The organism is Blastococcus deserti (assembly GCF_042682525.1).
Classification (GTDB): Bacteria; Actinomycetota; Actinomycetes; order Mycobacteriales; family Geodermatophilaceae; genus Blastococcus_B; species Blastococcus_B deserti.
The window spans coordinates 103,310-117,639 of sequence record NZ_JBHUHP010000010.1 but is presented as its reverse complement, the minus strand read 5'-3'; the positions used below and the strand labels follow the sequence as shown (position 1 = coordinate 117,639).

The following is a 14,330-nucleotide window of genomic DNA, read 5'->3' as shown; positions in this document are numbered from 1 at the left end:
GCGGTCGTTCCGCCCGTGCCCGGGAGTGCGGTGCCCATGCGGGAGCTCGCACACTGGCTCACGGCCGGTCCTGCTTCGCCCAGTCGGCGGCGAACGCCAGCCGCTGCGCGGCGGTCGGATGGGACCCGAAGAACCACTGCCAGGCGGCGGGGGGATCAGGATCCCCGAGGTTGGTGCGGATCAGCCGGCGCTGCATGTCGATGAAAGCGCCAGGGTCCTCGGTGAGGTCCAGCGCGTGGAGGTCGGCCCGCGCCTCGATCTGCCGGGACACGAGGTTCTGCACCGGCGTCGAGACCAGGGTGCCCACCGACAGGAGGAACACGACCAGCGGCACCACGCGCGGGTCCCCGGCTCCTTCCGCCCCCGCCCGGCGCAGGAGCGGCGTCGAGGAGAGGAGCCAGCCCAGCAGGGCGACGGCGCCGGCCGCGCCAAGGGCGCCGGTCAGCGTGCCGGTGAGGACGTCCCGGTTCACGACGTGGCCGAGCTCGTGGGCCACGATCGACTCGATCTCGTCATCGGGCAGCTCGGCCAGCACGGTGTCGTAGACGACGATCCTCCGGGTGGAGCCGAACCCCGAGACGTAGGCGTTGAGCGCCGTCGTCCGTCGCGAGGCGTCCGACACCAGGACGTCCTGCACGGGGACGCCGCTCTCCTCCGCCAGGGCCAGCAGGTCGGTGCGCAGCTCCCCCGCCGCCAGCGGCTCGAAGCTGTTGAACGCCGGCTCGACGACCACCGGGTACAGGAACGACGCGACCACCACGAAGCCGGCGGCGGCCGCCGCCGACCAGGCCCACCAGGTGCGGGGCGCCCGGCGGGCCAGCCACAGCAACGACAACAGCGCCAGGGCCGTCAGCACCGCGCTGATCGCTGTCGACACCGCCACGTCACGGAGCCACAGGCCCCAGCTGCGGGTGGAGAGGCCGTACCGGTGACGCACGCTCTCCGCGTAGGCCGAGACCGGCAGGGTCGCCAGCCGCCCGACGACCGTGAGTGCGGCAGTGCCGAGCAGTGCCTGCGCGACCCAGCCCCCGCCGACCGGCCGCGCCACCGTCCGGACCAGCCGGGCCCCGAGCGGGGTCAGTCCCAGGACGCCCGAGACGCCGAGCGCCAGCAGCAACGAGACCAGGGAGGCCGGCCGCAGGGCCGCGGCGAACGCCTCGGCGCGCTCCACCTGCGCGGCGGAGAGACCCGCGGTGGGATCCACCGGGGTGTGGCCCCCGGCGGGCTCGGGCAGCGGCACCCACGGCGTCCGGACGGCGATGACGACCACGACCGCGATGCCCAGGACGACCGCGGTGAGCAGTGCGGCGCGAGCACCTGTCCGACCCGCCCGGCTCACCGTCCCCCTCGCCCCGCCGGTCGGCCGCTCCGCGCCACGGACCGATCCTAGGCGGCCCGCCGGCAGCTTCCGACGCGGCGAGGACCGGTGACCCATCGAAGTCACCGGCCCTGGCCGAGGTGGTGCGGAGGTCAGCCGGCGATCACACGGGCCGACTTCCGCACCTCGGTCCGCTCCTCGCTCGTTCCTCGCTGCGATGCGCCCGAGGCTGTCAGCCGGCGATCACACCGGCCGACTTCCGCACCTAGGTCCGCTCCTCGCTCGTTCCTCGCTGCGATGCTCCCGAGGCTGTCAGCCGGCGATGCGGCGGGCGTGGGTGAAGCCGCTCATCGAGTTGAAGTCGACCACCATGACCGGCTTGCTCGACGTCGACGCGTGGACCATCTTGCCGTTGCCCACGTACATCGCCACGTGGCTGGTCGGGCTGTAGTAGAAGAGCAGGTCGCCCGGCTGCAGGTCGGCGACCGACACCGGCGCGCCCATCTGCGACTGGCTCCGGCTCGAGTGCGGCAGGCTGACGCCGGCCGCGGAGTAGGCGTACTGCGTCAGGCCCGAGCAGTCGAAGGCGTCGGGGCCGCCGGCTCCCCAGACGTAGGCGTCGCCCACCTGGGCCAGCGCCGTGTCCACCGCGGCCTGCGCCGCGGCGCTCGGGGCGACGACGCCACTCGGGGCGGCCGCTGCCTCGCCGCCGTGGGCACGCGCGACCTCGGCCTGCTGCGGAGCACTGAGGGCGTCGTACTGGCGCTGGTAGTCGGCGATCCGGTCCTCGAGCTGGGCCTGCTGGGCGGCGATGTCGTCGACCGCCTCCTGCGCCTCGGCCTGAGCCCGGTCGGCCTCGGCCTGCGCGCGATCGGCCGCCTCCGCAGCCTCCGCGACCTCGGCGACCTGGTCGTTGGTGTGGCCGGCGATGGCGTCCAGCGTGCCCAGCTGGTGCACGAACTCGTCGGCCGAGTCGCTGGTCAGGAGGACGTCGAGCCGCGAGAAGCCCTCGCTGGTGTAGGCCGTGCGCGCCAGCTGCCGGACCTGGCCGTCCAGCGCATCGAGCTGGGCCTGGGCCTCGGCGGCGGCCTGCGTGGCGCCGGCGGCGGCCGCCTGCTGCTGCTCGAGCTGCACCTTGGCTTCGTTCAGCTGCTCGGTGACGACCTCGAGCTCGTGCTCGGCGTCGGCGACGAGGCGGGCGGCCTGCGCCGGGTCGGTCACCTCGCCGGGAACGGCGGTCGCCGTGCCGGGGAGGACGGTGAAGGTGAGGGCTGCGGTGAGTCCGAGGAGGAGGCCCGAGCGGAGCCATCCGACGTGTCCGGCCCGGGGGTCGGACGGACGAGCGGTGACGGACTGTTCGAGGGCGTGCGGCAGTACAGCGTGTGGGGTCGCCACGAGCGGCGGCTCTCCGTTTCTTCCTCTGCAACCGCCGACCGAGTTAGCTGACGGGTTCGGGCTGGGAAGACTGGCCCTATCCCCTGCGCACCGGCGAACCGGCCCGGCAGGAGAACTCACCCCAGAACTGCGGTGGGTCCCCGGCTCGCCGTCGAGCACCTCACAGGCGCCGTCGGGCGATTAGGCGGTGTCCGTCCGAGGTCACCCCTCTGCGGGCGACGACCGCTCGGGCGGACCGGCTGACCCTACGACCGTGATGTTGCCGTGACAAATGGACGGTCGTGGGACGGGTGTGGCGGACACCCCCGGGGCGGGGCATCCGCGCTGGTCAGCGCACCGCCACGGAAAGGTGTGACCTGTAGCGGACTGTTCCGTCCGTATTGCTCAGCCGGTGCGCCGGTCCCCGTCGGCGCCGTCGCCGGACCCCTCCCGGTGGCGCAACGGCGGCACGAGACCGACGTCGGCGAGGGCCCGGACGGCACGGCGCTCCACGTCGTCGAACTCGACGACGACCCCGGCCGGTGGCACGACGACGTCCTCGGCCGTGATGCCTGCCTCTCCGGGGGACGTGCGGGCGCGTCCGCTCATCGGCACGACGACGGGATCGGCGCTCTGCCAGCCCGGCGGAGCGCCCAGCAGGACGGTGACGACGCAGTCGGCGCAGCCGGCCGGGCGCGCGGTGCAGGTGTCGCAGTCGATCAGCATGGTTGTCTCTCCTCCGTGAGTCGCCCCGCACGGTAGGAGCAGCCACCGACAATTCCGCCCGCCCCACCCCGGGCGGTCCGGTCAGGATCCCGCGTACTCCCAGTGCCACGGCTCCTCGCGCCCGTTGCCCGGCTCGGCCCAGTCGGGGTGGAGGAAGCCGAAACGGCCGGCGTTGGCCTTCATCCACGCGTACTGCGGCGTGCCGAAGGACTCGATCCCGCCGCAGAGGTCTACCGCCAGTCCCCACCCGTGGTTGCTGGTCCCCGGCACGGCGGCCAGCGCCGGCTTCTGCCCGTAGAGGCGGACCTGACTGGCGTAGGTGCGGTAGGAGTCGGTGATGCAGAGGGGCGCCCCGAACGCGCCGGCGTATGCCCCGGACATCGCCCGGTACGCCGCTGCCGCGTCGCAGCGCAGGGTGTGGCCGGCCACTCCCAGCGGGCACATGGCGCTGGGCGGGATGAGCCCGTTCGGATAGCCGCCCCACGCCCGCGCACCGTCGTAGCTCGGCGGGTAGACGGCGTTGCCGCACTCCACCCGGAGGGCACCGCCGGTGGGACCGGGGGCCGCCACCGGTGCCCGCTGCCCCAGGCTGGGACGACCGATCCCGAGAACCTGGTCGGCCGGCAGCGCGCGGACCACGACCGCGCCGGCCCGGGCGTCCGCGGCGAGCATCGTCCTGGGGTCCAGGGCGATCCCCACGTGGCCCAGACCTGACTCCGCCGTGCCCAGGAAGACCAGGTCCCCCGGCAGCACGTCGGCCGGCGCCACCGGCGTGGTGACGGCGAACAGCTCGGCCTGGGTGCCGGGCAGCGGGAGGCCCGCCGCGCCGTAGACCGACTGCACCAGCGACCCGCAGTCCCACGACTCCGGTCCGGCGGTGCCCGGGGCGTAGGGCAGGCCGAGGGCGTCCATCGCGGCAGTGACCGCGGACAGGGTCTCCGCGGGCAGCACCAGCAGCGACGTCGGCTGTCGCGGCAGCTGCGCCGCTCCCCGCTGGGCGCCTCCACCGCTGCCGCCCACCGGGACCAGCCCGGCGGGCAGCCCTGCCGGGGGGCTCAGCAGGGCGGACGCGGGCGGTGCGGTGATCCCGGCGGCGGCCAGCTGGTCCAGGTACGCCCGCCAGTTGGCGGCGGTCCGCTCGTTGACCTCGAGCTGCTCGCGCTGCAGCTGCGCCAGCTGCCGGTCGACCGTGCCCAGCGCCGCATCCAGCTCGTCGGTGACGGCTGCCGCCGCGGCCTCGAGCTCGGTGACACGGGCAGCGACCGCGTCCGCGCGTTCCTCGGCCCGGGCCAGAGCCGCCGTGGCCCGCTGCTGCTGGTCGAGGGCGCCCCGGCGGAGCTCCTCCGCCGCGCCGATCACCTGGGCGGCGTGCGCGTCCACGGCGTCGAGGAAGCCCATCGCCGAGACGACGTCGCCGGGATCACCCCCGGAGAGGAGGAGCGTCAGCGGCGTGAGGGCACCACCGTCCCGGTACACCGCCGCGGCGTACTTCGCGACGACGGCCTGGTGGACGGCGAGCTCGGCCTCGGCGTCGGCCACGACCGCCCGGGCCTCCGCGACGGCCTGCTCGGCGTCCGCCAGCTGATCCCGTGCGGCGGCGACCTCCGCGTGCTGCTCCTGGAGATCGGCCTGCACCTCGGCGGCCCGCTGCTGCAGCTGGTCGAGCGCGCGGCTGTCGAGCACCGCCGACGTGCCGCCGGGCTGGTCGCTGGGCGCCGCGGCCGCGGGCTGGGCCGCCGCGGCCGCGAGGGTGGTCGCCGCCAGCACGGTGAGCGCCCTGCGGACCGCCGTCCCACGGGGGCGCCACCGGGACCGCGGGAGCATCACACCGCCTTCACGTGCGCCGGGGCCGCCCTGGCCCCACCCGGGGTGATGGTGTCGCGCCGATGCCCGTTCCGCCAGGAGATCGGGCCGCGGCCCTCCTCCCGGGCGACGTCCGACGGAGGGGTGACCCCTCCCGCTGCGCGGCGCGGCGCCTGCCGCACCGGCGCGGCATCACAGGAGTGTCATTACCCCGACCTACCGTCCCGCCCGTGCCCTCCTCCCCCGCTCCACCCCGCTACGGGCAGGTCGCGATCGACGACCTCGGCACGCCCCTGGCCGACGTCACGTTCGTGGTCGTCGACCTGGAGACGACGGGCGGATCGCCCAACGACAGCGCGATCACCGAGATCGGTGCGGTGAAGGTGCGCGGCGGCGTGGTCCTCGGGGAGTTCCAGACCCTGGTCGATCCCGGCCGGGAGATCCCGCCCTACATCAGCGTGCTGACCGGCATCACGTCGACGATGGTCGCCGCCGCCCCGCGGATCGGCACGGTGCTGCCGTCCTTCTTGGAGTTCGCCCGCGGCGCGGTCCTCGTCGCCCACAACGCCCCCTTCGACCTCGGGTTCCTCAAGGCGGCCTGCGCCGAGAACGGCCTGGCCTGGCCGGCGGCGGCGTCGGTGGACACCGCCGTGCTGGCCCGCCGGCTGCTCACCCGCGACGAGGTGCCCAACTGCAAGCTCGCGACGCTGGCGCCCTACTTCTCCGCCACCACCTCCCCCACCCACCGGGCGCTCGACGACGCCCGCGCCACGGTCGACGTGCTGCACGGTCTCTTCGAGCGGCTCGGCCCCCTCGGCATCACGTCCCTGGAGGAGCTGACCGGGCTCACCCGCCAGGTCGACCCCGAGCGCCTGCGCAAGCGGCACCTGGCCGACGGCATCCCGCGCGGGCCGGGCGTGTACCTCTTCCGCGGGCCCCGCGACGAGCCCCTCTACGTCGGCACGTCGAACGACCTGCGCAGCCGCGTCCGCAGCTACTTCTCTTCGAGTGAGCAGCGCAGCCGGATCACCGAGATGGTGGCGCTCTCCCAGCGGGTCGACGCCATCCCCTGCGCCCACGACCTCGAGGCCGCCGTCCGGGAGCTGCGGCTGATCGCCGAGCACAAGCCCCGCTACAACCGGCGGTCCCGGTTCCCGGAGCGCGCGCTGTGGGTGCGGCTGACCGAGGAGGCGTTCCCCCGGCTGTCGGTGGTCCGCCGGGTGCGCCCGGGGGCCGGTGTGTTCCTGGGCCCGTTCCCCGACCGGCGCGCCGCCGACGCGGCGGTGGCCGCCGTGCACGAGGCGCTGCCGCTGCGGCAGTGCACGACCCGGATCTCACCCCGGGTGCCCACCACGGCGTGCGCGCTGGCCGGCATGGGACGGTGCGGCGCCCCGTGCACCGGCGCCCAGTCGGTAGAGGAGTACGCGTCGGTCGCGGCCGTCTTCCGGGCCGCGGTCCACTCCGACCCGCGCGCGCTGGTGGCGCCGCTGCTCGCCCGGGTGGACCGGCTCGCGGGCGAGGAGCGGTACGAGGACGCGGCCGTGCTCCGGGACCGGATCGCGGTCCTGGTGCGCGCGGTGCGGCGCCGTCAGCGGCTGGAGTCGCTGGCCGCCGTCCCGGAGCTGGTCCTGGCCCGGGCCGACGGGGGCGGCGGCTGGCACCTGTCCGTCGTCCGTCGCGGCCGGCTGGTGGCCGCGGGGGGCGCGCCGCAGGGCACCTCCGTGCGGGGCATGCTGCCCGGCCTGCTCGCCACCGCCGAGACGCCGTCCGGGCCGCACGACGAACTGGCCGCCACCGTCGACGAGACAGAACTGATCCTCCGCTGGATGGAGAAACCGGGGACCCGGCTGGTCGAGCTGACCGGCACCCTCGCCAGCCCGGCCCCCGGCACCGGCGCGTTCAGCGCCTTCCTGGCCCGGGTCGAGACCGGACGGATCCGCCGTGATCCCTTCGCCGACGACCGGGCCCTGGGCACCCGTGCCCGCCCGGAACGGGTCGCGGCGGGTGCGGGCGGTCCGGTGCGGTCACGGCTAGGCTCGCCGGCGTGATCACCGCCATCGTGATGATCGACGCGGCCACCGATGCGATCCCCGAGGTGGCGGCGGCCATCGCCGACCTCGACGGGGTGAGCGAGGTCTACTCCACCGCCGGCGAGGTCGACCTCATCGCGATCGTCCGGGTGCGCGAGTTCGAGCAGGTCGCCGAGGTCATCGCCGGCCGCATCAACAAGGTGCCAGGCGTGCTCGAGACAGAGACGCACATCGCCTTCCGCGCGTACTCGCGGCACGACCTCGAGGCGGCGTTCTCGATCGGCTTCGACACCGCCGACTGAAGGCCCCGTCCAGAGGCTCGCCGCGAGCTCGCGAGCGGTGAGGGGGACGGAGACCTCTTTCAGGCCCGGGCGGCCCGGCTGACCTGCACCCAGCGGTCGAGCTTCGCGGCCGCCCGGCCGTCGTCGATGGCGGCCTCGGCCCGCGCCATGCCCGCCGCGATCGCGTCGTGCAGCCGGGCGGGCCGCTCGTCGAAGGCCGCCAGTGCCGCTGCCGCGTTCAGCACCACCGCGTCGCGGACCGGCCCCCGCTCACCCGCCAGCACCCGCCGGAAGACGTCGGCGTTGAAGTCGGGCGAGCCCCCGCGCAGCGCGTCCGGCGCCGACGTGGGGATGCCCAGGGCGGCGGGGTCCAGCCGGTCGGGCTCGACCTCCCCGTCCCGCACCATCCACACGGTCGACGTCGTCGCGGTCGTCAGCTCGTCCAGGCCGTCGTCGCCCCGGAACACCAGTGCCCGGTCGCCCCGCGCGGCGACGACGTCGGCCATCACCGGGGCCATGCGCGGGTCGGCGCACCCGATGGCCGAGGCCACCGGCCGGGCCGGGTTGGTCAGCGGACCGAGGAAGTTGAAGACGGTGCCGATACCCATCTCGCGGCGCGGTGCGGCCGCGTGCCGCATGCCCGGATGGAAGACCGGCGCGAAGAAGAAGCCGATGCCGGCCTCGTGGACGCAACGCGCCACGGCCAGCGCCGGCAGGTCGATCGCCACGCCCAGCGCCTCGAGCACGTCCGCAGCGCCCGACGACGACGACGCGGCGCGACCACCGTGCTTGGCGACCGGCACCCCCGTCGCGGCGGTGACCACCGCGGCCATCGTGGAGATGTTGACCGTGTGGGCGCCGTCTCCACCGGTGCCGACGATGTCGACACAGTCGACCGACAGCTGGACCGGGGTCGCCTGGACCAGCATCTCGGCGGCGAGACCCGTGACCTCGGCGGCCGACTCCCCCTTCGCGCGGAGCGCGACGGCGAAGGCGGCGACCTGGACGGGGGTGGCCTCGCCGGTCATCACCTCACGCATCGCCCAGGAGGTGTCCTCGACCGTCAGGTCCTCACCGGCCAGCAGCCGGTTGAACAGCGCCGGCCAGGACGGGCGCCCCGCGGTGGCCGCGCTCACCGGCGGCTCACCGGCGCACGACGGCGCGCCGCGCGTGGGCGCGCAGCAGGTCCGCCACCACGGCCGGGGCGGTGAGCGGGTCGATCGGCAGCGGGAGGGTTCCCTCCGCCCGCGACCAGTGCGCCAGCCACCGGTCGGGCTGCCGGGCGATGAGCACGCACACGGCCGGCCGGTCGGGGACCTCCTGGTCCAGCTGACGGGCCAGGGCCAGGCCTCCGGTGGGCTGCGCCTCGCCGTCGAGGATGCACAGGTCCACACCCCCGGCGTCGACGACGGCCACGACCTCGTCGCCGCTCTCGCACTCGAGCCAGGTGAGGGGGCCGACGTCGCCGGCCGGGCGGCGGCCGACCGCGGTGCGGACGGCGTCCCGGACCTCAGGGCGGTGGCTGTAGACCAGCACCGTGGCCGGTGTCGAGGAGGTGTCGGAGGCGGCGCTCACGCGGGCGAGCCTAGTGCCTGCGGGGGACATTCCCCGGGCAGGCACGGGGCGTCGGTAAAGAGCTGATCACTTTGCCGCCACGCCCGTCGCACCCGCGGTCGTGACGACCCCCCGCCGATGCCATGATGAGCCTCGTGACAACGGCCCCCGTCGCGAGCAGCACCTTCGACACCTCGCGGGTGCACTCCCTGACCCGACCGAACATGGTCAGCGTCGGCACGATCATCTGGCTCTCGAGCGAGCTGATGTTCTTCGCCGGTCTGTTCGCCATGTACTTCACCGCGCGAGCCCGCGCCACCGAGGGGTGGCCGCCGGAGCCGACGGAGCTCAACCTGCCCTACGCCACGGTCTTCACGATCATCCTGGTCCTGTCCTCGGTGACCTGTCAGTTCGGCGTCTTCGCGGCGGAGAACGGCAACGTCTACGGCCTCCGGCGCTGGTTCACGATCACGTTCGTGATGGGCCTGGTGTTCGTCCTGGCGCAGGTCAACGAGTACCGCGTCCTGGTGACCGACCACCACACGTCGATCTCGTCGTCGACCTACGGATCGGTCTTCTACCTGACGACCGGCTTCCACGCCCTGCACGTCATCGGGGGTCTGGTCGCCTTCGTCTACCTGCTCATCCGGTCCACCATGGGCCGCTTCACGCCCGCGCAGGCGACCGCCGCGATCGTGGTCTCCTACTACTGGCACTTCGTCGACGTCGTGTGGGTCGGGCTCTTCGCCACGATCTACCTGATCCGCTAGGGAACCGGTGTCCACCACGAACACGCAGTCCTCGGCCATGCCCGCTGGAACGGGGCCCGACGACGGCAATCCCGCCGGCCGGGCCCGTGCCCGGCGCCGCTCCAAGTACCGCCGGCGGCTGGCCAACGTCGCCGGCCTGATGGCAGCCCTGGTCCTGACCGGCGGCCTGTACTCCGTGTTCGCCCCCGCTCAGGCCGCTGACGACACCACGGAGTCGGCCGCCGAGGCCGCCGGCCGGGAGTTGTACGAGCGCAGCTGCATCACCTGCCACGGTGAGAACCTCCAGGGTGTGGCCAACCGCGGGCCCTCCCTGATCGGCGTCGGCGAGGCGGCGGTCTACTTCCAGGTGCACACCGGCCGCATGCCGTTGGTCCGCCAGGAGGCACAGGCGCCCGACAAGCCTGTCGTGTTCTCCGACGAGGAGATCGACCAGCTGATGGCCTACGTGCAGGCCAACGGCGGCGGCCCGACGCTGCCCTCCGGTGACCTGCGGGACGGCGATCTCGCCGAGGGCGGCGAGCTGTTCCGGCTCAACTGCGCCTCCTGCCACAACTTCGTCGGCGAGGGCGGCGCGCTCTCCTCGGGCAAGTACGCGCCGAGCCTGGACGACGCGACCGACCTGGAGATCTACACGGCGATGCTGACCGGGCCGGAGAACATGCCGGTCTTCGGTGACAACCAGCTCACGCCGGAGGAGAAGCGCTCCATCATCAACTACGTGCAGACGGTCAACGAACAGCTCGACCCGGGCGGCGCCGGCGTGGGACGCATGGGTCCGGTCGCCGAGGGCCTGGTCATCTGGGTCGTCGGCGTGGCCGCACTGATGTTCGGCATCTTCTGGATGGGGAGCAAGGCGTGACTGCGCGCGACACCCGCCCCGGCTCGACCGGCGGCGCGGACGTCCCGGGACCGCTGCACGGCGGCCCGGACGACGACTACACCCCGGAGCAGCTCGCGGCGATGAACCGTCAGGAGCTCGACCGCCTCGGCGCTCGGTACGACGGCGTCGAGATCCTGCACGTCGAGCCCGGGCCCGAACCGGGCTCGGCGCTCGAGAAGCGGGCGGTGCGGCAGGTCGGCTGGACCTTCGCCCTCTCCGGCGTGTTCGCGTTCCTCTTCGTGGTCGTCTACGCCGGTTCCGGCTGGTTCCTGCCCGACTGGCAGTGGGAGATCACCGAGCGCGGCTGGAGCGCGCTGTTCACCCCGATGCTGGGGCTGTTCATGGGGCTCTCGCTGACGCTGTTCGGTGTGGGTCTGGTGCTCTACACCAAGAAGCTCCTGCCCCACGAGACCGCGGTCCAGGACAAGCACGACGGGTCGCACTTCGACCGCGTCACCACCGGCGCCACCCTGGTCGGCGGCTACCACAACAGCGGTCTGGGTCGGCGCAAGCTGATCACCCGCTCCCTGCTGTTCATGGGCGGCGGGGTCGGCCTGATGCTGATCATGCCGCTGGGCGGCCTGATCAAGAACCCGAACACCGGTGACCCGCTGGGCACCACGAACTGGGCCCGCGGTGTCCGTCTCGTCCGCGACGACGGCACGCCGATCCGCCCGGGCGACCAGGAGCCGGGTTCGCTGGAGACGGTCTTCCCGGCGGTCCCTGGCGGCAACCGGCAGGCCGACGCCGCGACCATGCTCATCCGGCTGCGGCCCGAGCAGGTGGAGTCCCTGCGGCCCCGTGAGGGCCACGGCGACTTCGCCTACGGCGAGTACGTGGCCTACTCGAAGATCTGCACCCACGCCGGCTGCCCGGTCTCCCTGTACGAGCAGGAGACCAGCCGCATCCTGTGCCCCTGCCACCAGTCGCAGTTCGACGTCACGCAGGGCGCCAAGCCGGTGTTCGGGCCCGCGACGCGAGCCCTGCCGCAGCTGCCGATCGACGTCGACGACGAGGGCTTCTTCATCGCCCGCAGCGACTACATTGAGGCCGTAGGCCCCACCTACTGGAACCGGGAGCGCATCTGATGGCTCGCACCGCCACTGCACCGGGCGCCCCCACCACCAGGCTGGGCAAGGCAGCGCTCGAGTTCGACGACCGGCTGATCGTCGCCCCGTGGCTGCGGCGGACCCTCAACAAGGTCTACCCCGACCACTGGTCGTTCCTGCTGGGCGAGATCGCCCTCTACTCGTTCCTCATCCTCCTGCTGTCGGGCACGTACCTGACCTTCTTCTTCGACGCCTCGATGCGGGAGGTCGTCTACGAGGGGTCCTACGCACCCCTGCGCGGCGTGGAGATGTCGGCCGCCTACGACTCGACGCTGCAGCTCTCATTCGACGTCCGCGGCGGCCTGTTCATGCGGCAGCTGCACCACTGGGCGGCGCTGCTGTTCGTCGCCGCCATCGTGATCCACCTCCTGCGGATCTTCTTCACCGGCGCCTTCCGCCGGCCGCGCGAGAGCAACTGGCTGATCGGTGTCGTGATGCTGGTCCTGGCGCTGCTCATGGGCGTCACCGGTTACACGCTTCCGGACGACCTGCTCTCGGGCACCGGGCTCCGGATCATCAGCGCGATCCTGCTCTCCATCCCGGTGATCGGCACCTGGGCGCACTTCGCCATCTTCAACGGCGACTTCGTCGGCGAGCAGATCATCGGACGCTTCTACATCGCCCACGTGCTGCTCTTCCCGGCGATCCTGCTGGCGCTGATCGCGGTGCACCTGCTGGTCCTGGTGAAGCAGAAGCACACCCAGTTCCCCGGCGCGGGCCGCACCGAGCACAACGTGGTCGGCAACCGCCTCTTCCCGACGTTCGCGGCCAAGGCCACCGGCCTGATCTTCGTGGTCTTCGGTGTGTGCGCGGCCCTGGGTGGACTGGTGCAGATCAACCCCGTCTGGCTGTGGGGTCCGTACAACCCCGCGCAGGTGTCGGCGGCGTCCCAGCCGGACTGGTACATCATGTTCCTCGACGGCTCGACGCGGATCTTCCCGCCGTGGGACATCAACCTGCCGGGCGACTACACCATCCCGGCGCTGTTCTGGCCGACGGTCGTCGTCGCCGGGCTCATGTTCACCGTCCTCGCGCTCTACCCCATGATCGAGCGCAAGATGACCGGGGACACGGCCTCGCACCACCTGCTGCAGCGGCCGCGCGACGTCCCGGTGCGCACCTCGCTGGGGGCCATGGCGCTGACCTTCTACGTCTGGCTGCTCCTGGCCGGCGGCAACGACGTCATCGCCGACAAGTTCAACATCAGCCTGAACGCGATGACCTGGATCGGCCGGATCGGCGTGATCATCCTGCCGCCCATCGCCTACATGGTCACCTACCGGATCTGCCTCGGTCTGCAGATGCACGACCGCGAGGTGCTCGAGCACGGCATCGAGACCGGCGTCATCCGCCGGCTGCCCAGCGGTGAGTTCATCGAGGTCCACCAGCCCCTCGGCCCGGTGGACGAGCACGGCCACGGGCAGCTGGCCTACGGCGGCGCCCCGGTGCCCAAGCGGATGAACCATGTCGGCGGTGCACGCCGCGCCATCCGGGGCTTCTTCTCGCCGATCGAGGAGCCGGCCCAGGTGGAGTTCGAGCAGCGCGCCGAGGGACGCGGCCTGGCCGCCGGCGAGCAGGACCGCGAGCTCACCACGTCCGGTCGTCCCTCCGACGGCGGGCGGCCGTCCGACGGTGGCCGGCCGCAGGAGCCGCGCGACTGATCGCTGGTCGCCACAGCACGTCCCAGTAGGGCCCCAGGTGGATCTTCCACCTGGGGCCCTGCTGCTGTGCAGGTCCGGCTCGGGGCCACACGCCCGTCCCCCGGTCTTCTTCGTCCCCGTGCCGTCAGCGGCACTTCGGAGGCCCGGGCACGAGCCGGGGAGCACCGTCGCCCTCCGGTCGGGCAGTCCTGGTGCGGAGGGCGCCTCCCCCGTCACGTCATGGGTTCACGCTCAGGCCGGGAACGGCGGTGTGAGGGTGTCGAGCGACATCGGCCGGGCCGTCGCCGGATCGAGCCGGGGTGGTGCTCCTTCTGGGCGCGTTCCGTCTCGTCAGCGCGGTGGCGCCCGACAGCGGCGCATTCCGGGACAGCGTGCAGCAGTCGACCAGCACCCGGATCGGCATCGGGCTCCTGCTCGGGGCCGTGCCCCCCGGACTGATCGCGCTCGCCCTCGACCGGCCGTACCGCACAGCGTTCGCGCGCCGGGTGGCTCCTATACCGGCACCCGGAACCCCACCCCACCGCGCTGGTCCTCGCCCTCGCCGCTGCGGCACTGCTCGCCGCGGTCGTCACGGTGTCGGTCATGGGCGCCGGGTACCCGCACCCGATCGCCGGTCGACCCACCCCCGTGGTGCGGCGCCACGTGCCGCGCTGCCTGCGCACCGGACCGCCCCCCACGCGCCCGACACGGTGAGCGAGCAGCCGGGCGTGCGCCACCGGCACGTGAGCTGTTTCCTCCGGCACACCGCCCCGCCCACGGGAGCGCTGGAACCGCCCAGGATCGGCGTACCCGGCCGATGACGAGGGCCCTCGCCGCAGGTGCGG

The 14,330-nt window shown here is 73.3% G+C and carries 12 protein-coding genes and 1 riboswitch; of the genes, 6 read left to right on the top strand and 6 right to left on the bottom strand.

All coding sequences use genetic code 11. The features are described from left to right. Window positions 1–58: 58 nt before the first annotated feature. From ACFSHS_RS11380 to ACFSHS_RS11365, 4 genes are all read right to left on the bottom strand, one after another. Window positions 59–1,339: a M48 family metallopeptidase gene (locus ACFSHS_RS11380; protein WP_376875543.1), complete on the bottom strand. Its 1,281-nt coding sequence runs from the start codon at window positions 1,337–1,339 to the stop codon at window positions 59–61. A 291-nt stretch (window positions 1,340–1,630) separates the two neighbouring features. After that, entirely contained in the window at window positions 1,631–2,713 is a 1,083-nt protein-coding gene (locus ACFSHS_RS11375) for a C40 family peptidase (RefSeq protein ID WP_376875540.1), read from the bottom strand. Between the two features lie 16 nt (window positions 2,714–2,729). Then, window positions 2,730–2,910, bottom strand: a riboswitch (cyclic di-AMP (ydaO/yuaA leader). Window positions 2,911–3,097: 187 nt separating this feature from the next. Then, a complete protein-coding gene (locus ACFSHS_RS11370; RefSeq protein WP_376875537.1) occupies window positions 3,098–3,418 on the bottom strand; it encodes a hypothetical protein in 321 nt (106 codons plus the stop codon). An 81-nt stretch (window positions 3,419–3,499) separates the two neighbouring features. Beyond that, window positions 3,500–5,242 carry a D-alanyl-D-alanine carboxypeptidase family protein gene (locus tag ACFSHS_RS11365; protein ID WP_376875534.1) on the bottom strand — a complete coding sequence of 581 codons (1,743 nt, stop codon included), beginning with the start codon at window positions 5,240–5,242 and terminating at the stop codon, window positions 3,500–3,502. 209 nt (window positions 5,243–5,451) lie between these two features. Here ACFSHS_RS11365 and ACFSHS_RS11360 point away from each other — a divergent pair, with 209 nt between their 5' ends. Together ACFSHS_RS11360 and ACFSHS_RS11355 are read left to right on the top strand one after the other, a co-directional pair. Further along, window positions 5,452–7,269, top strand: coding sequence for a DEDD exonuclease domain-containing protein (locus ACFSHS_RS11360; RefSeq protein WP_376875531.1), 1,818 nt, complete (start codon window positions 5,452–5,454; stop codon window positions 7,267–7,269). After that, on the top strand, window positions 7,266–7,553 hold the full coding sequence (locus ACFSHS_RS11355; protein ID WP_376875528.1) for an Lrp/AsnC family transcriptional regulator: 288 nt from the start codon (window positions 7,266–7,268) through the stop codon (window positions 7,551–7,553). Before ACFSHS_RS11360 ends, ACFSHS_RS11355 begins: the two co-directional genes overlap by 4 nt. Window positions 7,554–7,612: 59 nt before the next feature. On the opposite strand, the gene trpD is transcribed toward ACFSHS_RS11355, so the two are convergent. Then, window positions 7,613–8,668, bottom strand: coding sequence for an anthranilate phosphoribosyltransferase (gene trpD / locus ACFSHS_RS11350; protein ID WP_376875525.1), 1,056 nt, complete (start codon window positions 8,666–8,668; stop codon window positions 7,613–7,615). Window positions 8,669–8,675: 7 nt separating this feature from the next. Then, window positions 8,676–9,107: a hypothetical protein gene (locus ACFSHS_RS11345; RefSeq protein WP_376875522.1), complete on the bottom strand. Its 432-nt coding sequence runs from the start codon at window positions 9,105–9,107 to the stop codon at window positions 8,676–8,678. 134 nt (window positions 9,108–9,241) lie between these two features. Here ACFSHS_RS11345 and ctaE point away from each other — a divergent pair, with 134 nt between their 5' ends. The 4 genes from ctaE to qcrB are packed head-to-tail and all read left to right on the top strand — an operon-like array spanning window position 9,242 to window position 13,506. Continuing rightward, window positions 9,242–9,856, top strand: a complete 615-nt coding sequence (gene ctaE / locus ACFSHS_RS11340; RefSeq protein ID WP_458199714.1) for an aa3-type cytochrome oxidase subunit III — start codon at window positions 9,242–9,244, stop codon at window positions 9,854–9,856. A 37-nt stretch (window positions 9,857–9,893) separates the two neighbouring features. After that, window positions 9,894–10,715, top strand: coding sequence for a cytochrome bc1 complex diheme cytochrome c subunit (qcrC, locus tag ACFSHS_RS11335; protein ID WP_376875516.1), 822 nt, complete (start codon window positions 9,894–9,896; stop codon window positions 10,713–10,715). Beyond that, window positions 10,712–11,824, top strand: coding sequence for a cytochrome bc1 complex Rieske iron-sulfur subunit (gene qcrA, locus ACFSHS_RS11330; protein WP_376875513.1), 1,113 nt, complete (start codon window positions 10,712–10,714; stop codon window positions 11,822–11,824). The genes qcrC and qcrA overlap by 4 nt, the downstream gene beginning before the upstream one ends. Then, window positions 11,824–13,506 (top strand): cytochrome bc1 complex cytochrome b subunit, encoded by a 1,683-nt coding sequence (gene qcrB / locus ACFSHS_RS11325; protein ID WP_376875510.1) that lies wholly within the window; start codon window positions 11,824–11,826, stop codon window positions 13,504–13,506. Before qcrA ends, qcrB begins: the two co-directional genes overlap by 1 nt. Window positions 13,507–14,330 lie beyond the last annotated feature (824 nt).